General features: G+C 32.1%; 19 protein-coding genes and 1 tRNA gene. All 20 read left to right on the top strand.

From position 1 onward, the window contains the following. Window positions 1–43: 43 nt before the first annotated feature. The 20 genes from NZ841_04775 to NZ841_04680 all read left to right on the top strand — a co-directional run bounded on the left by NZ841_04775 (window position 44) and on the right by NZ841_04680 (window position 19,192). Window positions 44–1,072 (top strand): BMP family ABC transporter substrate-binding protein, encoded by a 1,029-nt coding sequence (locus NZ841_04775; protein MCS7202069.1) that lies wholly within the window; start codon window positions 44–46, stop codon window positions 1,070–1,072. A gap of 67 nt (window positions 1,073–1,139) precedes the next feature. After that, complete coding sequence (locus NZ841_04770) at window positions 1,140–2,672, top strand: ABC transporter ATP-binding protein (GenBank protein MCS7202068.1); 1,533 nt, start codon at window positions 1,140–1,142, stop codon at window positions 2,670–2,672. Next, complete coding sequence (locus NZ841_04765; GenBank protein ID MCS7202067.1) at window positions 2,669–3,760, top strand: ABC transporter permease; 1,092 nt, start codon at window positions 2,669–2,671, stop codon at window positions 3,758–3,760. Before NZ841_04770 ends, NZ841_04765 begins: the two co-directional genes overlap by 4 nt. After that, window positions 3,761–4,687 carry an ABC transporter permease gene (locus NZ841_04760; GenBank protein ID MCS7202066.1) on the top strand — a complete coding sequence of 309 codons (927 nt, stop codon included), beginning with the start codon at window positions 3,761–3,763 and terminating at the stop codon, window positions 4,685–4,687. Continuing rightward, window positions 4,668–5,318 carry a 1-acyl-sn-glycerol-3-phosphate acyltransferase gene (locus tag NZ841_04755; GenBank protein MCS7202065.1) on the top strand — a complete coding sequence of 217 codons (651 nt, stop codon included), beginning with the start codon at window positions 4,668–4,670 and terminating at the stop codon, window positions 5,316–5,318. The genes NZ841_04760 and NZ841_04755 overlap by 20 nt, the downstream gene beginning before the upstream one ends. Continuing rightward, window positions 5,302–5,925: a 1-acyl-sn-glycerol-3-phosphate acyltransferase gene (locus NZ841_04750; protein MCS7202064.1), complete on the top strand. Its 624-nt coding sequence runs from the start codon at window positions 5,302–5,304 to the stop codon at window positions 5,923–5,925. Before NZ841_04755 ends, NZ841_04750 begins: the two co-directional genes overlap by 17 nt. Beyond that, window positions 5,922–6,773 (top strand): 4-hydroxy-3-methylbut-2-enyl diphosphate reductase, encoded by an 852-nt coding sequence (ispH, locus tag NZ841_04745; protein ID MCS7202063.1) that lies wholly within the window; start codon window positions 5,922–5,924, stop codon window positions 6,771–6,773. The genes NZ841_04750 and ispH overlap by 4 nt, the downstream gene beginning before the upstream one ends. Then, window positions 6,743–8,080 carry a ribosome biogenesis GTPase Der gene (gene der / locus NZ841_04740; GenBank protein MCS7202062.1) on the top strand — a complete coding sequence of 446 codons (1,338 nt, stop codon included), beginning with the start codon at window positions 6,743–6,745 and terminating at the stop codon, window positions 8,078–8,080. The genes ispH and der overlap by 31 nt, the downstream gene beginning before the upstream one ends. Further along, window positions 8,080–8,688: a glycerol-3-phosphate 1-O-acyltransferase PlsY gene (gene plsY, locus NZ841_04735; GenBank protein MCS7202061.1), complete on the top strand. Its 609-nt coding sequence runs from the start codon at window positions 8,080–8,082 to the stop codon at window positions 8,686–8,688. The genes der and plsY overlap by 1 nt, the downstream gene beginning before the upstream one ends. Before the next feature lie 61 nt (window positions 8,689–8,749). Continuing rightward, complete coding sequence (gene recA, locus NZ841_04730) at window positions 8,750–9,790, top strand: recombinase RecA (GenBank protein MCS7202060.1); 1,041 nt, start codon at window positions 8,750–8,752, stop codon at window positions 9,788–9,790. A gap of 39 nt (window positions 9,791–9,829) precedes the next feature. Next, window positions 9,830–9,917, top strand: a tRNA-Leu gene (locus tag NZ841_04725). Between the two features lie 71 nt (window positions 9,918–9,988). Beyond that, window positions 9,989–10,972, top strand: a complete 984-nt coding sequence (locus NZ841_04720; GenBank protein MCS7202059.1) for an ABC transporter ATP-binding protein — start codon at window positions 9,989–9,991, stop codon at window positions 10,970–10,972. Between the two features lie 2 nt (window positions 10,973–10,974). Then, entirely contained in the window at window positions 10,975–11,958 is a 984-nt protein-coding gene (locus tag NZ841_04715) for an ABC transporter ATP-binding protein (GenBank protein MCS7202058.1), read from the top strand. A gap of 1 nt (window position 11,959) precedes the next feature. After that, entirely contained in the window at window positions 11,960–12,256 is a 297-nt protein-coding gene (gene gatC / locus NZ841_04710) for an Asp-tRNA(Asn)/Glu-tRNA(Gln) amidotransferase subunit GatC (protein ID MCS7202057.1), read from the top strand. A gap of 9 nt (window positions 12,257–12,265) precedes the next feature. Continuing rightward, a complete protein-coding gene (gatA, locus tag NZ841_04705; GenBank protein ID MCS7202056.1) occupies window positions 12,266–13,714 on the top strand; it encodes an Asp-tRNA(Asn)/Glu-tRNA(Gln) amidotransferase subunit GatA in 1,449 nt (482 codons plus the stop codon). Further along, window positions 13,714–15,165 carry an Asp-tRNA(Asn)/Glu-tRNA(Gln) amidotransferase subunit GatB gene (gene gatB / locus NZ841_04700; GenBank protein MCS7202055.1) on the top strand — a complete coding sequence of 484 codons (1,452 nt, stop codon included), beginning with the start codon at window positions 13,714–13,716 and terminating at the stop codon, window positions 15,163–15,165. The genes gatA and gatB overlap by 1 nt, the downstream gene beginning before the upstream one ends. After that, the gene (locus NZ841_04695) at window positions 15,162–16,850 is read left to right on the top strand and encodes an ATPase, T2SS/T4P/T4SS family (protein MCS7202054.1); all 1,689 of its coding nucleotides are present in this window, start codon (window positions 15,162–15,164) and stop codon (window positions 16,848–16,850) included. The genes gatB and NZ841_04695 overlap by 4 nt, the downstream gene beginning before the upstream one ends. Window positions 16,851–16,852: 2 nt before the next feature. Continuing rightward, entirely contained in the window at window positions 16,853–18,058 is a 1,206-nt protein-coding gene (locus NZ841_04690; protein MCS7202053.1) for a type II secretion system F family protein, read from the top strand. Window positions 18,059–18,286: 228 nt separating this feature from the next. Continuing rightward, window positions 18,287–18,670 (top strand): prepilin-type N-terminal cleavage/methylation domain-containing protein, encoded by a 384-nt coding sequence (locus NZ841_04685; GenBank protein MCS7202052.1) that lies wholly within the window; start codon window positions 18,287–18,289, stop codon window positions 18,668–18,670. A 54-nt stretch (window positions 18,671–18,724) separates the two neighbouring features. After that, on the top strand, window positions 18,725–19,192 hold the full coding sequence (locus NZ841_04680) for a hypothetical protein (protein MCS7202051.1): 468 nt from the start codon (window positions 18,725–18,727) through the stop codon (window positions 19,190–19,192). The last annotated feature ends 388 nt before the right edge of the window (window positions 19,193–19,580 follow it).

Below are 19,580 nucleotides of genomic sequence, written 5' to 3'. Positions count from 1 at the left end.
TTATCTTTTTTTTAAAAAATTAATATATCGAGGAGGTATTGTTATGAAAAAGGGATTTATTTTATCTTTAGTTCTTCTAATTCTCATCTTTTCTTTAAGTCCAATTACAGCTCAAAAAAAATTTAGAATTGGTATTGTTTATGATGTAGGTGGAAGAGGAGATAAGTCCTTCAATGATGCTGCCTACGCAGGACTTCAAAAAGCTATAAAACTTCTTAAGGTTGAAGGAAAGGATATGGAGCCAGGTCCTGGAGGAGCAAATAGAGAAGAGCTATTAAGAACTTTGGCAGAGCAGAATTACGATTTAGTAGTTGGTGTAGGATTCTTATTCACTGATGCTATAATCAAAGTTGCGACAGAATTTCCAAAGGTAAAATTTGCAATAGTAGATGGATATGTGGAAGGATTTCCAAATGTTTCTTCGCTTCTATTCAACGAACATGAGGGTTCCTTTTTAGTAGGAGCTATTGCTGGATTAATGACTAAAACAAACATTGTAGGATTTGTAGGGGGAATGGATATTCCTTTGATTCATAAATTTGAGGTAGGATATAAAGCAGGTGCTATGTATGTAAATCCTAAAGTAAAGGTATTAATTAATTACATAGGAGTAACAGGGGAAGCATTTAAAGATCCAGTAAAAGGAAAAGAATTAGCTTTAGCTCAATATAAACAAGGCGCAGATATTATATATCACGCTTCAGGAGCATCAGGAGAAGGAGTTTTTGAGGCAGCTAAAGAGACAGGAAAATATGCTATTGGTGTAGATTCTCCTCAAGCTTGGATTGCTCCTGGGCGAATTATTACAAGTATGCTAAAGAGGGTTGATGAGGCTATATATCTCACAGTAAAGGATGTAGTTGAAGGAAAATTTAAGGGAGGTCCTAGATATTTTGGATTAGCTAATGGTGGAGTCGATTATGAATATAGTGAATATACAAAAAACTTAATTCCTCTTAAGGTTAAAAATCATGTAGATGTTTTAAAGAAGAAGATAATAAATAAAGAAATTATTGTTCCCTATGATGATAAGACTTTTGAAGAATTTAAGGCAAAATATCTAAAGAAATAAAACGAAAAACTCCCCCTGTCTAAATATGCGGCAGGGGGAGTTTTTTGAAAGACTGGAGGATTAGGAAGTGAATGAAATTATTAAATTAGAGGGAATTGTAAAAAAATTTCCTGGGGTTATAGCAAATGATAGTATTAATCTTTCCATCAAAGAAGGAGAGATTCATGCAATTGTTGGAGAAAATGGTGCAGGAAAATCTACTTTGATGAAAATTCTTTATGGATTATATCGTCCTGATAAAGGAAAGATATTTATAAGGGGAAAAGAAGTACATATTACGGAACCTAAAGTTGCTATTTCCCTAGGAATTGGTATGGTTCATCAGCATTTTATGCTAATTCCACCTTTTACTGTGGTGGAAAATATTATTCTTGGATCAGAGCCGAAGAAAAAATTATCTTTGGATTACGATAGAGCAGTTTTAAAGGTAAAGAACTTATCGGAAAGTATAGGATTTAATATAGATCCTAATGCAAAAGTAGAGAGTCTTTCTGTAGGTCAAGCTCAGAGAGTTGAAATATTGAAACTTTTATATAGAGGAGCTGATATTTTAATTCTTGATGAACCTACCTCAGTTTTAGCTCCCCAAGAGGTTGAGGAGCTTTTTAATATATTAAAAAAATTAAATGCACAAGGGAAAACTATAATTTTTATCTCTCATAAACTGAATGAAGTTTTAGCTATATCTCATAGAGTAACTGTTATGAGAAGAGGAAAGGTAGTTAAAACCCTAAATACAAAAGAGACTAATAAGCAAGAATTAGCACAACTCATGGTAGGAAGAGAAGTATTTTTGCAAGTAGAGAAAGGTTCTTATAAACCGGGAGAGGAAGTCTTGAAGGTAGAAAATCTCACAGTAAAAAACAGGAGAGGTTTAATAGCGGTTAAAGATGTAAGTTTTAATATAAGGGAAGGAGAGATTGTAGGAATTGCTGGAGTAGAAGGAAATGGACAATCGGAATTAGTTGAGGCGTTGGTAGGGTTATTACCTATTGAAAAAGGAAAAATCTATATAAAAGGAAAAGATGTTTCTAAGGAATCAGTTTTAAAACGAAGAGCTTTATTGGGACATATACCCGAAGATAGACATAAAAGAGGACTTATTCTTGATTTTTCTTTAGCAGAAAATGCTATATTAGGGCTTCATTACTTACCAAATTTTTCAAGGGGATTATTCCTTGATTATAAGGCAATTTTTAATAATGCAGAAAATTTAGTGAAGGAGTATGATGTAAGAACTCCAAATGTTAAAATTCCAGTAAGAAATCTTTCTGGGGGGAATCAACAAAAAATAGTTGCAGGAAGAGAGATTAGTATTTCTCCATATCTTCTTATAGCTTCTCAGCCTACACGAGGATTAGATATTGGAGCTACGGAGTTTATTTATAAACTTTTAGTTAAACTAAGAGATGAAGGAAAGGCGGTTCTTCTCGTTTCTGCAGATTTAGATGAGATTTTAAATTTAAGTGATAGAATTTTAGTTATGTATAATGGGAAAATAGTTGGTTCCTTTTACAACAAGGATATTGATGAAAAAGAATTAGGATATTATATGATGGGAATTAAAAAACAAGATTTAGAAAAGGAGGCTTTAGTTTGAAAGAAGATTCTTTTATGAAAGGTCTATTATGGAATATATTAAGTCCTTTATTTTCAGTCCTTTTAGCTTTAATATTAGGAGGATTTGTAATTTTATCTCTTGGATACAATCCTATTGAAATATATGCTCAAGTGATAGGTTTTGCTTTAGGAAATCCCATAGGATGGGGATATGTTCTATTTAATTCCACTTCTTTAATTTTAGCAGGTTTGGCTGTTGCAGTTGCCTTTAAGGGTGGATTGTTTAATATCGGAGTAGAAGGTCAGTTATTAGTGGGAGGATTACTTTCCGCTGTAGTTGGTCTTTCGTTACCTAAAATGCCTTGGATTATTCATTTTCCTATTGTTTTATTATCCGCGATGGTAGGAGGAATGATATGGGCAGGAATTCCTGGTTTTTTAAAGGCTAAACTAGGAGTTCATGAAGTTATAAATACTATTATGATGAATTGGATTGCGTATGCCTTAACAAATTACCTAGTAGTAAACGTAGTAAGAGAGACTGGAGTGGTTTATCCTCTACCTCAGACCGCAGAACTTCCTCCGTCTGCGACTTTACCTCGTTTAGGAGGCTTCTTTCAAAAATTTGGAATAAATATTCCCGAAAGCAATCCTGTTAATGCTTCTTTATTTATTAGTCTTTTTATGCTTATTCTGGTTTATTATCTTTTATGGAGGACCAAAATTGGATACGAAATTAGAGCAGTAGGAAGTAATTCCTTGGCAGCAGAAAATGGTGGAATAAACATACAAAGAACTATAATAAAAACAATGTTTCTTTCTGGAGCGTTAGCTGGATTGGCAAGTATTAATGATGTTTTAGGATATAGACATAGATTTCTTGATAATTTTTCTCATGGACTGGGATTTACTGGTATTGCTGTAGCATTATTAGGAAAGAATCATCCTGTTGGGATTCTTTTTGCTTCTTTACTCTTTGGAGCTTTATATAGAATGGCAATTGGTATGGATGTATTTACTCATATACCAAGGGAAATTATATCAATATTACAAGCGTTAATTATTATTACTGTTGCAGTAGGAAATGAAATATTTACAAGGATGATTATGAGAAGGAGGAAATTTTAAATGATTTCTGCTCTCTTTTCTTGGGAGACTATAGCTTCTGCAATAAGAATGGCAACACCTTTAGCTTTTGCTTCTCTGGGGGGAGTATATTCAGAAAGAAGTGGAGTTGTGAATATTGCTTTAGAAGGAATAATGCTTGTAGGTGCTTTTTTTGCAGCAGTATTTGTCTACTTTTTTAAAAATCCTTGGTTTGCCATTTTTATGGCAGGAATATTTGGAACCTTTCTTTCTTTGATTCATGCAATCGTCTCTATTAACTTTAAAGTTAATCAAATTGTAAGCGGTGTTGCTTTAAATATGCTAGCAACAGGAGGTACTACTTTCTTATCTCGTTTAATTTTTAAAGCAGCGGGATCCTCCCCCCACTTAGAAGGATTAGCTCCCTGGTCTATTCCAGGTTTATCTTCAATTCCTGGTATTGGTAAACTTTTTTTAAATCTTTCTCCTCTAATTATTATAATGTTCTTTACTGTCATTTTTTCTCATTTTATATTGTTTAAAACAGTATTTGGTTTAAGGTTAAGATCGGTAGGGGAAAATCCTCATGCTGCAGATACTTTGGGAATAAATGTGTATCTATATAGATATATTGCAGTCCTTATAAGTGGATTTCTTGGAGGAGTAGGAGGAGCATTTTTATCTTTGGAACATGCAAGAGTTTTTGTGGAAACCATGACAGTAGGAAGAGGATTTATTGCTTTAGCCGCAATGATTTTTGGTAAATGGACTCCATTTGGATCTTTAGGGGCATGCCTTCTCTTTGGTTTAGCAGAGGCAATAAGAATGCGATTGGAAGGAGTAGGAATTCCTACTCAGTTTATTCAAATGATTCCTTACATTCTTACTATGTTAATTCTTGCGGGTGTTGTTGGAAAAGCAACTGCTCCAGCAGCTGACGGTATTCCTTATGAAAAGGAGGAACTATAACAATATTTTTCAAGCTATAATATATAAAGAATTAGCTTTACTTTTTAGAATTCTTCTAAGGAGTCTTTATAAACTTGAAGTAAAGGGATTAGAAAATATTCCCAAAAAGGGGCCTGTCATTATTGCTCCGAATCATGAGAGTAGCTTAGATATTTTAGCAGTAGCATCAGTAGTTCCACGCTTAGTTAAAGCTCTTGGGAAGATTGAAAGATTTGATTATCCTATATGGGGAAGAATAGCAAAATTTTTAGGAGGAATTCCTGTGACAAGAGAACATCCAGAGAAGTCTGCAATATTAAAAGTATTTAAAGCTTTAGATGAAGGAAATGTTCTAGTGATATTTCCTGAAGGAACAAGAAAATTTTCAAATAAAACAAAAGGTCCAAGAAGAGGAGTTGGATATTTTGCTTCCCGTAGAAATGTTCCTGTTATACCTACTGCTATTATTGGGGCATATAAAATATGGCCTCCTGAGAAAAAAGTTCCCCGTTTAAAAGGGAAGTTAAAAGTTATTTTTGGAAATCCTGTATATTATGAGTTTGAAAAAACAAAAGAGAATGAAGAAAAATTTACTAGTTTAATTATGGAACATATAAAAAATCTACGAGAATATGATGAAAAAAATATCTAAGTTTTTTTATAAATTCCTTGCATATATTGTCCGGATCCTATTAAAAATTATTTGGGGATATAAAGTATATGGAATAGAGAATCTTCCTAATCCTCCTTATCTTATTACTGCAAATCATTTAAGTCTTCTAGATCCTATTTTAATTGGAGCTATTTATGATTTTAGACTTTATTATCTGGCTAAAGAAGAAATCTTTAAATTCTCCATTGCAAGACCCTTCTTAGAATGGCTGGGAGCAGTTAATGTTAATAGAAAGGAATTCAAAAAGGAATCTTGGAAAAAGATAAAGGAGTTAATTGAGAAAAAAAATATATTAGTAATTTTTCCAGAGGGAACAAGAAATATAAATCCTGATAAGGGTTTACTATCTTTTAAGGCTGGTGCAGCAACTTTAGCTCTTCAGTATGGTCTTAAAATTGTGCCTATAGGAATTATTGGAACTGATAAAATATGGGGTAGAGGGAGAAAATTTCCAAAATTCAATTACAAGGTTATAGTTAAAATAGGAAAGCCTATAGAAGTTCCTAAGATTTTAAAGCCAACAAAGGAAGATATTGTAAAAATAAATCAAAAAATGAAAGAGTCAATATCAACATTAATAAAATGAAAATATTTTTAATAACTCCTATAGGTTTTTGTTCTGGTGTCAGAAAATCTATAAATTTAGCTATGAAAATAAGGGGTGAAAAGGAAGAAGTTTTTACCCTAGGAACTTTAGTTCATAATCCAAGAGTAATAGAAGAGCTGGCTTTTAAAAATATAAAGATGTGGGATTCAAGAGAAAAGCCGAGAAATAAAGTTTTGATAATTAGAGCTCATGGATTGCCAAAGGAAGAACTTGAAGAATATAAAAATTTAGGGAATGAAATTTTTGATGCCACATGTTCTTTAGTAAAAAGAGTTCAAATTCTTTCAGAATTTTTAACAAAAAATGGATATAAGGTAATTATTATAGGAGAAGAAAATCATCCAGAGGTTAAAGGTATTCTAAGTTATACTAATGGAAAAGGAGTTGTAATCCAAAAAATTGAAGATTTAGATAAGATAGAAAAATTTCCCAGAATTGGAGTTGTTTCCCAAACTACTCAAAATTGGGAAGACGTGAAAAAAATAATAGATAAAATTTTAGATAAAGGAAAAGAAATAAGAATATTTAATACTATATGTCCTGAAGTAGAAGAAAGACAGAGAAAATTAGATTATCTTTCAAAGGATTTAGATACTATTTTAGTTTTGGGAGGGAAAAATAGCGCAAATACAAAGCGATTATTTCAAATAGCTAAAAAATATAAAAGAGCTTATCATATAGAAAATATTGAAGAATTGGAGAAAAATTGGTTTAAAGAGGAAGATAAAATAGGTATAATAAGTGGAACTTCAACTCCTGATTCTTTTATAAATGATGTTGTAGAAAGGTTGAGAGAATGGTTTCCTTTAGAGATTTATTATATTTAAGAGAAGACATTCCTGTAGTAAGCATCTTGGGAAGACCAAACGTTGGAAAGTCGACTCTTTTTAATAGAATTTCAGGAGAAAATAAGGCCATTACTGCAGATATTCCAGGAGTTACAAGAGATCCTTTAGTTCATCTTTGTGAATATGAGGGAAAATTTTTTTATATAATAGATACTGCTGGATGGGGGCTATCAGATTCCTTAAGTAATATACTTCAAGAGAGAATTTTAGAAGTGATTAATACTAGTGATCTTCTAATTTTTGTTGTAGATGGAAGAGAAGAATTAACAAGCTTAGATTTAGAATTTGCAGATATTTTGAGAAAAGCAAGTAAGACAGTGATTTTAGTGGTAAATAAAATGGAAGGAAGAATTGATAGAGAAGAGTATCTAGCAGTATATACATCTCTTGGATTTGAGAATATTCTTCCTATATCCGCTCTTCATAAAGATAATTTAGATGAATTAATTTCAAAAATTTTAGAATATCTTCCCTATTCTAAAATTAAAGAGGAGCAAGAAAAGGTTATAAAATTTGCTTTTGTGGGAAGACCAAATAGTGGAAAATCATCTCTTCTTAATGCTCTTATTGGTAAATATAGAAATATTGTTAGTGAAATTCCGGGAACTACAAGAGATGCTATAGATATTCTTTGGGAATATAATGGTAGAAAATATATAATTGTAGATACTCCTGGATTAAGGAGACCGTCGAGGGTTGAAGAGGGATTAGAAGAATTATCAGTAAGAAAGGCACTACAAACAGTAAAAAAAGTTGATGTAGTTTTAATGGTAATAGATCTTTCTATTGGAATAAGGGAACAAGAAAAAAGGATTTTACATTATATTGAAGAGAAAGGTAAGTCATGTCTTATTATTTTCAACAAAACTGATCTTATTCCTTCTTTAAATGCAAGAAGAGAATTAGAAAAAACTTTAAAAATTCAATTGGAACCTTTTGATTATTTTCCATATATTTTTACATCCGCTATAAAAAATTATAATGTAAAAAAAATCATTCCATGGGTTGAGAAACTATATTCCATAAGAAATATTAGAATTCCCACATCGCAGTTAAACCAAGCTTTAAGAGAAATTGTAGAAAAAGTCAATTTTAGCAAAAAGGGTAAACTTCTTAAGTTTTTCTATATAACTCAGGTAGATATAGCTCCCCCTAGATTTATTCTCTTTGTAAATTATCCTGAACTTGTTAAATCAAATGTTATAAACTTTCTTGAGAATGAATTTCGAGATTATTTCTCTTTTATAGGGACACCTTTAATATTTGAAGTAAGAGGTAGAACATAATGGAAAAGGTAATTATTCTTTTTTTAGGCTATCTTCTAGGTTCCATTCCCAGTGCTTTAATTGTGGGAAAATTATGGAAAGGGATTGACGTCCGAAATTATGGGAGTGGAAATCTTGGCGCAACGAACGTATTAAGAACTTTAGGATGGGGTCCTGCAATTATTACTGGAGTAATGGATGTAGGAAAAGGAGTTTTAACAATTTTTCTTACTCAAAGAATTGTTCCCAAGGATTATTTATTTACTCTTCTTTCTGCAGGATTTGCCATAATCGGTCATTCCTATCCCTTATTTGCTAATTTTAAAGGAGGAAGAAGTGTAGGGGTGAGTTTTGGAATTCTTCTTTATCTTTTTCCAAAGGCAACCTCTCTTATTCTTCCTCTTGGAATATTGATTGCTTTTTTGACAAAATATAAATCTGTAGCTTCTATAACTTGCTCAATAATTTTTCCTTTTATTCTATATTATTTGGAAAGACCACCTAAAGAATATCTGATAGGTTCAATTCTTGTAGGCTTATTCATTATCTTTCGCCATATACCTAATATAAAAAGATTAATAAAAGGAAAAGAAAACAAGATAGAATGGTTTAATAAGAGTAAAAATTGACAGAATTGTTCTTTTGTTGTTAAACTTATTTCAGAAACTGTTTATAAAAGGAGTAAAAAAAATGAAGGAAATTGATAAGGAAAAGAGTTTAGAGGCTGCCATATCTCAAATAGAAAAAGAGTTTGGGAAAGGTTCCATAATGCGTTTGGGAAGCACAGAACGCTTCCAGGTAGAGGTAATTCCTACAGGAATTCTTACTTTGGATTATGCTTTAGGAGTTGGAGGAGTTCCTAGAGGAAGAATTATTGAACTTTATGGGCCCGAAGGTTCGGGAAAAACAACAGTTGCCTTGCAAATTATTGCATCTGCACAAAAAAGGGGTGGAGTTGCTGCCTTTATAGATGCAGAGCATGCATTGGATCCTAATTATGCGAAAAAACTGGGAGTAAACCTGGAAAATCTTCTTATCTCTCAACCTGATACAGGGGAGCAAGCTTTAGAAATTGCAGAGATTCTTGTAAGAAGTGGGGCAGTAGATGTAATTGTTATAGACTCTGTTGCTGCATTGGTGCCTCGTGCAGAGCTAGAAGGAGAAATGGGAGACGCCTTTATTGGATTGCAAGCTCGTTTAATGTCTCAGGCATTAAGAAAACTTACAGGAGTTATTAGTAAATCAAAAACAGTAGCGATATTTATTAATCAGCTTAGAGAAAAAGTAGGGACATTCTTTGGAAACCCTGAGACAACCCCTGGAGGAAGAGCATTAAAGTTTTATGCATCAGTTAGAATTGAAGTGAGAAAGGCAGAGTCAATGAAGGAAGGAAGTGAAGTTACAGGAACTCGAGTAAAGGTAAAAGTTGTTAAAAATAAAGTTGCTCCTCCCTTTAAAGAAGGAGAATTCGATTTGATCTATGGAGAGGGAATTTCAAGGGAAGGTTGTATTTTAGATGCAGGTATAGAAACAAAGATTATTGAGAAGAGTGGAACTTGGTATATATATAAAGATATAAGATTACAGGGACGTGAAAATGCAAAAACTTACTTAAGGGATCATCCGGAAATTGCAGATGAGATAGAAAAGGAAATTAGAAAAGTCTGGGGAATAGAGGAACCTTCAATAGTAGAAGAAAAATCTTCTAAAAAGACCACAACAAAATCTTGACAATTATGAGATAGAATTTATAATCAAAGATAAAAAGGAGCCGAGGTGGTGGAATTAGGCAGACACGTAGCATTGAGGGTGCTATGGGTGCAAACCCGTCCGGGTTCAAATCCCGGCCTCGGCACCAGTAAAAATTAAAATTAGGTTGAGGAGATAACCTCAACCTTTATTTTATTCATTAAGGAGGTCTTATAATAATTGATAAGGGAAGAAGTTTTATTGGAAGTTAAAAATTTATCAACCTATTTTTTCACTGATGAGGGTATAGTAAAAGCAGTAGATGGAGTAAGTTTTAAATTATTTCCTGGAAAGTCTTTAGGAATTTTAGGAGAATCAGGGTGTGGAAAGAGTGTTACTGCTCTTTCAATTATGAGATTAGTTCAATCCCCGGGAAAAATCATCAGTGGAGAAGTATTATTTAATGGAGAAGACCTCTTAAAAAAATCTGAAGAAGAAATGCGTCAGATTCGAGGAAATAAAATATCTATGATTTTTCAAGATCCTATGACTTCTTTAAATCCTGTTTTTACTATTGGGGATCAAATTATAGAAGCGATTACTCTCCATCAGGGATTAGATAAAAAGAGTGCAAAAAAGAAAGCTATAGAAATGTTAGAATTGGTTAGAATTCCTGAGGCAGACAAAAGGATAAATGACTATCCTCACCAGTTTAGTGGAGGAATGAGGCAAAGAGTAATGATTGCTATGGCTTTATCTTGTAATCCTTCGATTTTAATTGCAGATGAACCTACAACAGCGTTAGATGTTACTATTCAAGCTCAGATTTTAGAATTAATAAAGCAATTGAGAAAAGAATTTCAGATGTCTACAATATTAATTACTCATGATATGGGAATTGTTGCAGAATATTGTGATGATGTATTAGTTATGTATGCAGGAAAGGTTGTAGAATATGCTGACCTTAGAACAATCTTTAAACATCCTGCCCATCCTTATACTATTGGATTACTAGAATCTGTTCCTCGGTTAGATGTTAGAAAAGAAAGATTAAATGCTATTGAGGGACAGCTTCCTGATTTGATTACTTTACCAAATTATTGTTATTATGCTGAAAGATGTAGTTACAGGACGAAGGAATGCTTAGAGCAAATTCCAGAATTGATTGAAATCGAAGAAGGACATCTTGTAAGATGCATTCATGCAGAAAAGGTCAGGAGGTAGAAATGAACAATAATGGAAATTTATTGGAAGTTAGAAATCTAAAAAAATATTTTCCTATAAAAAGAGGAGTAGTTTTTTCAAGACATGTGGGAGATGTAAAAGCAGTAGATGATATATCTTTTAATATAAAAAGAGGGGAAACTGTAGGTTTAGTTGGGGAATCTGGATGTGGAAAATCTACAGTAGCACGAGTTATTATAAGACTTATTGAACCTACAGAGGGTGAAATTATTTTTGAGGGAAAGGATATAACAAAGCTTTCTCAAAATGAGTTAAGGAAGGTAAGAAGAGATATGCAGATTATTTTTCAAGATCCCTATTCCGCCTTAAATCCCAGAATGACTGTAAGTGAAATTATTAGTGAACCATTAGAAGTTCATAAAGCTGTAAATAATAATAAAGAAAAACAAAAAAGAATTCAGGAATTATTAGAATTAGTAGGACTTGCATCTTACCATGCTAATCGTTATCCCCATGAATTTAGCGGCGGACAAAGACAAAGAATTGGAATTGCAAGAGCTCTTGCATTAAATCCAAAATTTATTGTTGCTGATGAACCTACTTCTGCATTAGATGTCTCTGTAAGAGCTCAGATAATTAATCTTATGCAAGATCTTCAAAAGGAACTTGGATTAACATATCTTTTTATCTCTCATGACTTAAGCGTTATTAGACACATATGTGATAGAGTTTTAGTCATGTATCTTGGAAAACTTGTGGAAATTGCACAAAATGAAGAACTTTATAATTCTCCTCTTCATCCATATACTCAAGCTTTACTTTCTGCCGTTCCCATTCCAGATCCTGAAATAGCAGAAAAAAGAAAAAAAGTAATTCTTCTTGGGGATGTACCAAGTCCTGTGAATCCTCCATCAGGATGTAGGTTTCATCCTCGATGCCCTTATGTCATGGATATATGTTCAAAGGTTGAGCCTCAGTTAAAGGAAGTAAAAATGAAACATTTTACTGCTTGTCACCTATACTAAAATGATTAGAGATTTTATTCAACAACTTAAAAAAACAGCCCATCTTGCAAGATTAAATTTAACAGAAGAGGAAGAAGAGCTTTATTCAAAACAGCTTGAGGAGATATTAAATTATTTCCAAAAATTGCAGGAATTGGACACTTCAAATGTGGAACCCATGGCTCATGTTCTTCCTCTTAATAATGTATGGAGAGATGATGTAGTAAAGGAAAGTATGGAACAAGAGTTAATTCTTAAAAACGCTCCAGAAGTTGAAAATAACTGTTTTAAGGTTCCCAAAATTGTAAAAAATATTTGAGGTTAAGAAATGGGAATTATAAAGGAGATTCATAATTTATACTTGAGGAAAGAAATAACTGTTAGAGAAGTTGTAGAAAAATATTTGAAAGTTATTGAAAAATGGGAACCTCATGTTCATGCCTTTATTACTATTAATTTAGACTATATCGAGAGAGAAATAAAAAGGGTTGAAAGTTTAAAATTTAGTGAAGATTTAATTTTATATGGTATTCCAGTAGCAATAAAGGATAACATATTAACTAAAGATCTTCTTACTACTTGTGCGTCAAAAATATTAGCTAATTTTATTCCTCCATATGATGCTGAAGTAGTAAAAAAGCTAAAAGAAAAGGGAGCGATAATAATTGGAAAAACAAATCTTGATGAATTTGCTATGGGATCTTCTACTGAGAATTCTGCCTTTGGACCCACAAAAAATCCGTGGGATTTAGAAAGAGTTCCTGGAGGATCTTCTGGTGGTTCCGCTGTTGTTGTGGCAACAGGTGAATCTCCTTTGTCTCTTGGTTCTGATACAGGAGGTTCTATAAGACAGCCAGCAAGTTTTACTGGTGTTTTAGGGTTAAAGCCCACCTATGGATTAGTTTCAAGATATGGACTGGTTGCCTTTGCATCATCTTTAGATCAAATTGGGCCTTTCGCAAGAAAGGTTGAAGATCTGGCAATAATTCTTCAGGCAATAGCAGGATATGATCCCAAGGATTCCACATCTTCTCCCTATTCTCCTCCCAATTATTTGGATTCTCTGGGAAAAAAGGTTAAAGGATGGAAAATTGGTATTCCCAAGGAAATGTGGGGCAAAGGAGTAGAAAAGAGTGTTTTAGAAGTTTTAGATTCAGCATTAGAAGTATTAAAGGATTTAGGTGTAGAATTAATTGAGATTTCTCTCCCCACCGTAGAATATGCATTACCTACATATTATCTGATTGCTACATCAGAAGCAAGTTCAAATTTGGCAAGATATGACGGAATTCATTACGGATATAGAAACAGAGATCAAAAAGACTTAATTTCTCTTTATAAAGTTTCAAGGGGGGAAGGTTTTGGGAATGAGGTAAAGAGAAGGATAATCTTGGGAACTTATGCTCTATCTGCAGGATACTATGATGCCTATTATCTAAAAGCTGCAAAAGTGAGAACTCTTATTCGTCAGGATTTTGAATCCGCTTTTAAAAAAGTAGATTTAATAGTTTCGCCTACAAGTCCTATCCCTCCATTTAAATTAGGAGAAAAAATAACTGATCCTTTACAGATGTATCTTACAGATATTTTAACTATACCTGTGAATCTTGCAGGGATTCCTGCTATTTCTATTCCTGCGGGATTTAAAGATAATTTACCTATTGGACTTCAATTTATTGGACCTTTCTTTTCTGAAGATAAACTTTTACAGATATCTTATGCCTTTCAAAAATTAATGGATTTTTCAGAAAAATATCCCAGTATGGAGAGAATATGATGTATATTCCTGTTATTGGTTTAGAAGTTCATGCTCAGCTTTTGACGAAGTCAAAAATGTTTTGTTCCTGTAGTACTGATCATGAGAATGCTCCTCCAAATACTCTTGTTTGTCCTATTTGTATGGGAATGCCTGGGGTTCTTCCTGTACCTAATAAAAAAGCTATAGAACTTCTTATTAAAACTGCTCTTGCTTTAAATTGTGAAATATCTCCTTTTTCTAAATTCGATAGAAAAAATTATTTTTATCCCGATCTTCCAAAGGGATATCAAATTTCTCAGTATGATCTTCCTTTAGCAAGAGGTGGATATGTAGAATTTGAGGTAGATTCAGAAATAAAAAGGGTTAGATTAAAGAGAATTCATTTAGAGGAAGATACAGGGAAATTGCTTCATGTGGGAGAAGGAGATAGATTAGCAGAGGCAGAATATAGCCTTGTAGATTTAAATAGATGTGGTATTCCATTAATGGAGATAGTGACGGAACCCGATATTCACTCTGCAAAAGAAGCAAGGTTATTTCTCCAAGAATTAAGGAAAATATTAAGATATTTAGAAGTAAGTAGTGGAGACATGGAGAAAGGTTCCTTAAGATGTGATGCTAATATATCTATAATGACTGAAAATGGAATCTTAGGAACAAGAACAGAAATTAAGAATGTAAACTCTTTTTACTCTTTAGAAAAAGCTTTGGAGTACGAAATTGAAAGACAAATTAACCTTTTAAAGGAAGGAAAAGAAGTAATTCAAGAAACAAGACATTGGGATGAGAAAAAGCAAATAACGGTAACCTTAAGAGGTAAAGAAGAAGCAGAAGACTATAGATACTTTCCAGAACCAGACATTCCTCCACTAATAATTCCCAAAGAAACTTTAGAGGAAATTAGAAAAACTATACCTCTTTTACCTCTTCAAAGAAAATTATATCTACAAAATACCTTTGCTTTATCATCTATAGAAGCAGAGATTATTACTTCAGAGAGGGAACTTTGTGAATTTTTTGATGAATGTTATAGATTATACAATAATGCCAAAAATTTGAGTAATTGGATAACTGTGGAACTTATGAGTTACCTAAATGAGCAAAAATTGAGTTTTAGAGATTTAAAGATTGAGCCAAAAGAGTTTGTTAAAATCATAGAGATGGTAGATAGAAATGAAATCACAAGACCCGTAGGAAAAGAAATCTTAAGAAAATACTTAGATACAAAAGAATCTCCTGAAGAAATAGTTGAGAAAGAGGGACTAAAAACGGTAAGCGATTTAGATTTTCTAAAAGAGGTAGTAAAAAAGGTTATAGATGAAAATGAAAAGGCAGTCTTTGATTATGTAAAGGGAAAGAAAAATGTGATAAACTTTTTAGTAGGACAGGTGATGAAGGAGACAAAGGGAAGGGCAAGTTTAGATTTGGTTAAGAATCTTTTAGAGGAAGAATTGAGTAAAAAATTATGAAAGATAAAAAACCCATTGGGGAATATCTTTTAGAATTGGGATTGATAACAAGAGAGCAGTTAGAAAAAGCTCTTGAAGAGCAGAAAAAAACAGGAGCTCGTTTGGGACAAATTTTAATTGAAAGGGGATACGTAAAGCCTGAGGATATTGGAAGGGTTTTAGAATTACAGAGTGAAGTTCCCTATATTCCTCTTTCAGAAATGAAGATTGATGAAAGATTTATTTCAAATTTTCCAGAAGGAATACTAAGAAGATTTAGATTTTTACCGCTAAGAAGAGAAGGGGGAATAGTTCATGTTGCTATTGTTCCTCCCTTGGATTCTGCAGTGGTTAATGAAATAAGAAGAATAGTAAGATCACCTTTAAAGTTATTTTTGATAACAGAAAAAGAATTTAATCAGGCTTTATCTCAAGTATTTTCCTTAGATAAAACCACAAAGGAAGTAATCCAAAATTATCAGTCAAGAAGGCCAGTAGAGATAGTTGTAGAAGCACCTCCTGTGATAGAAGTAGAAGAAGCACCAGTAGTAAGACTGGTTTCTTCTATTATAAATGAAGCAATATTAAGAAATGCTAGTGATATTCATTTAGATCCCCAAGAGAAAGATATGAGAGTGAGATATCGAATAGATGGGATACTATTTGATATAATGAGTATTCCTAAGGAGCTTCAGGATGCAGTAGTGAGTAGAATAAAAGTTATGGCAGGAATGGATATTGCTGAGAAAAGAAGACCTCAAGATGGAAGAACATCTTATAGATATGAAAACAGAATTTTTGATTTAAGAGTAGCAAGTATTGGTGCATCTCATGGAGAAATGGTTGTAATTAGGCTTTTAGATAAAACAAAAGTTTTAATAGAATTGGATCGATTGGGAATGTCTTCTCAAGATTTATCTATTTTTGAAAGTCTTATAAGAAAACCTTTTGGCCTTATTTTAGTTACAGGTCCTACAGGAAGTGGAAAAACTACAACTTTATATGCTGCATTAAATGTTTTAAATCAGCCTCAAGTGAATATAATTACTTTAGAAGATCCTGTGGAATATGAAATTCCTGGGATAAATCAGATACAGGTTCAGCCAAGAATAAATATAGATTTTGCAATGGGATTAAGAAGTATCTTAAGATTGGATCCAAATATTATAATGGTTGGAGAAATTAGAGATACGGAAACTTTAAATACATCCATAGAAGCAGCATTAACGGGACATCTAGTTCTTTCTACTTTTCATGCTAATGATGCTGTATCTGCTATTGCCCGTTTATTACAGATGGGAGTAGAACCCTTTTTAATTGCATCTTCTCTTCTTGGAGTTGTTGCTCAAAGATTAGTAAGGACCATTTGTTTATCCTGTAAAGAAGAATACATTGCGGAAAAAGAAGAAATTCAAGAATTAAGATTAACAACAATTCTAAACGATCCTCTAAAACTTTATAGAGGAAGGGGATGTATTCTCTGTAATTATACTGGATTTTTAGGAAGAACGGGAGTTTTTGAAATTTTAAGGGTTACTAGAAGTATAAGAGATTTGATAATAAATAAGGCATCCCTTGATGAAATAAAAGAAAAGGCAGAAGAAGAGGGGATGAGAACTTTATTCTATAATGCGAGAGAAAAAGTTTTATCTGGAATAACCACTTTTGAAGAGGCAAGAAGAGTGATTCACTGGGAAGGTGATTAATTTTGCCTCGTTTTGAATATATTGCAAAGGATTCTCAAGGAAGAGTATTAAAAGGAATAATAGAGGCAGAAACAGAAAGGGATGCAAGAAGATTAATAAGAAGACAAAGATTATATGTAGTCTCATTAAGAAAGGAATCTACTTTTTTAAAACAATTAACATTAAAGAAGAAAGTCCCATTACCAGAGTTGGTAATATTTACATCTCAATTTGCAACCCTTTTAAGATCAGGAATTTTATTAACCGATGCTCTGAATACTTTAGCTCAGCAAACTAATAATCAATACTTTAAAGAAGTTTTAAGAGAAGTAAGGAGAAGTATAGATGAAGGAGAAAGTCTATCTAACGCATTAAGTAGATTTCCTCATGTCTTTCCTAATATTTATATAAATCTTGTAAAGACAGGAGAAATAACAGGAAGTTTAGATATTATGCTTGACAGACTTGCAAAATACTTTGATTCCCAACATGAACTAAGAGAAAAAATAAAATCCGCTATGGCTTATCCTACAATAGTAATAATTGCTGCAATTGCTGTAGTAATTTTCCTTTTGGCCTTTGTGGTACCTGTCTTCCAAAGAATTTATGGAAGAACTAACGTTCCTCTTCCCCTTCCTACAAGAGTCTTAATTGCTATTAGTAATTTTATAAAAGATTATATTCTATTAATATTCCTTTTTTTCGTTTTTTCTTTTATTTTAATAAGAATTCTTCTTAAAAATCCAAAAATAAGAAGATGGTGGGATGAAATAAAACTAAATATCCCTCAAATTGGAAGAATTTGGAGACAAATTATCTTAATAAGATTTGCTAGTACCTTTAGTACTCTTCTTTCTAGTGGGATTTTAGTTACTAATTCTTTGGAAGTTCTTCAGGATGTTGTAGGAAATTTATATTTTAGAGAAGGTATTCAAAGGATATATAGGGGGATTATGGAAGGAAGATCTCTTTCAGAACTTATGAGAGAGGAAAAAATATTTCCCCCTATGCTTGTGAGAATGATTGGAGTTGGAGAAAGAAGTGGAAGGGTTGATGAAATGTTAGATGAGTTCTCAAAATTTTATCAAAGGGAACTTGATAATCAGACAAAAAGATTAACATCCATAATTGAGCCTATGATTACCTTGGGACTTGCAGGAATTGTTTTTTTTATAGCTCTTTCCATGTATCTTCCTATGTTTAATATGGTAAGATTGTTTAGGAGATAAATTAGGCATGCTTTACAGTTCAGCAGTTTGTAAAAAAGAATGAAGTTCATGGCTTAAGTGGTTTAGATTTAATTATTTCTACGGATATTCTTGTGATAGAAGAAAAGGAAAAATAAAATTATGAAAAAAATTTTTAAATGAAATTAAAATCCTTTGTAAAATATAATTTTTATGATATAATTCAAAAGAAAAATAGAATTATTTTAATTAAGAAAGGAGGTGAATTAAGTGAAGAATAGCAAAGGATTTTCGCTATTGGAACTATTAGTAGTTATAGCAATTTTAGGGATTCTTGTAGCAATAGCTCTTCCAAGGTATTTTGATGCTGTTGCAGATGCCAAGAGAAATGCTCAAAAAACAAATATTGCTATAATAAGAACAAGCTTAGAATTTTACAGAAATAAAAATAATACATATCCAACTACCACTGCATCTTTTGTTGGTTTCTTAGGTGATCAAACATATTTTTCAGAAACACCAGTATGTCCATATAACAATCAAACCTACACCTCGCAAGGCTCTGCACCATCTACTTGGACAGAGGGTAATGCTCACATTCTAGTATATGTTGGCTCAGCAAGAGCCTATACTTTAACTTATACAGCACCATAAGATTCTATAAGCCCCGAGAATAACTCTCGGGGCTTTGCTTATTTAAGTATATTAATGCATAATATAAAAAACTTAAAAAATTTTATTAAAGGTTTTTCAAAAGATAGATTAGTAATTTATTCAATTTTATTGATAGTTCTTATTGTTTCCCTATATCTATTTTTTGATATTCTTATTTGGCTTAGAATACAAGCCTTTATAATTTCCCAGGACATCATAATAAACAGTAAATATGCTCTTGAACTTTCCATAATTAAAAATGAAAAAATAGTCTATAATTTTTTTTACTCTCCAAAAACAAAATCCATCCTTTACTACTGGATTTATGGGGAGAATACAAAGAAAGCTTATCTTCTTCCCCAACTTCTTCCTTCAGGAATAAAAGCTGAAAGCCCTACAAAAACTTATACTTTTTATTTTGAAAATGGAAAAATCTATCCTGAAGGAGAAATTATTATCTCTACCTATCTTTCAAAAAGAACAGTGAAATTCTATAAAAATGGGAAAGTTAAGTTTGATTAAATATATTTAGCAGGATTAAATTTAAAAGAATTGAAAGAAATATAATATCTAAAATTCCAAGAAATCTATCAGTTGAAGATTTATGTGATTTTCTTGAAAAGTTTAGTTTTTAATTTGAACAACTAAGAAAAAGCTTATAGAGAAACTATTTAAAGAAAATAAGATATATCAAGAATTTTGTCCTAAAGAACAGTAAAATTAAAAAAAATGAGAAAGTGGAATTTAAACAGAAAGATTTTTAGAATCTTCTATATCTATTAAATTCTAAGAATTTATTGACATAATGTTATGTAAAAATCAACAAAAAGTTTTTGCTTTATATTTAAAAGTTTGCTAAAATATTATCATGAGGAATGGTTTTTCATATATTGAACTTCTTGTAGCAATA

It is taken from the genome of Dictyoglomus sp. (assembly GCA_025060475.1).
In the GTDB taxonomy this organism is placed as follows: Bacteria; Dictyoglomota; Dictyoglomia; order Dictyoglomales; family Dictyoglomaceae; genus NZ13-RE01.
Note: the sequence above shows the minus strand (reverse complement) of the source record. Positions and strands in the feature narration are given on the sequence as shown.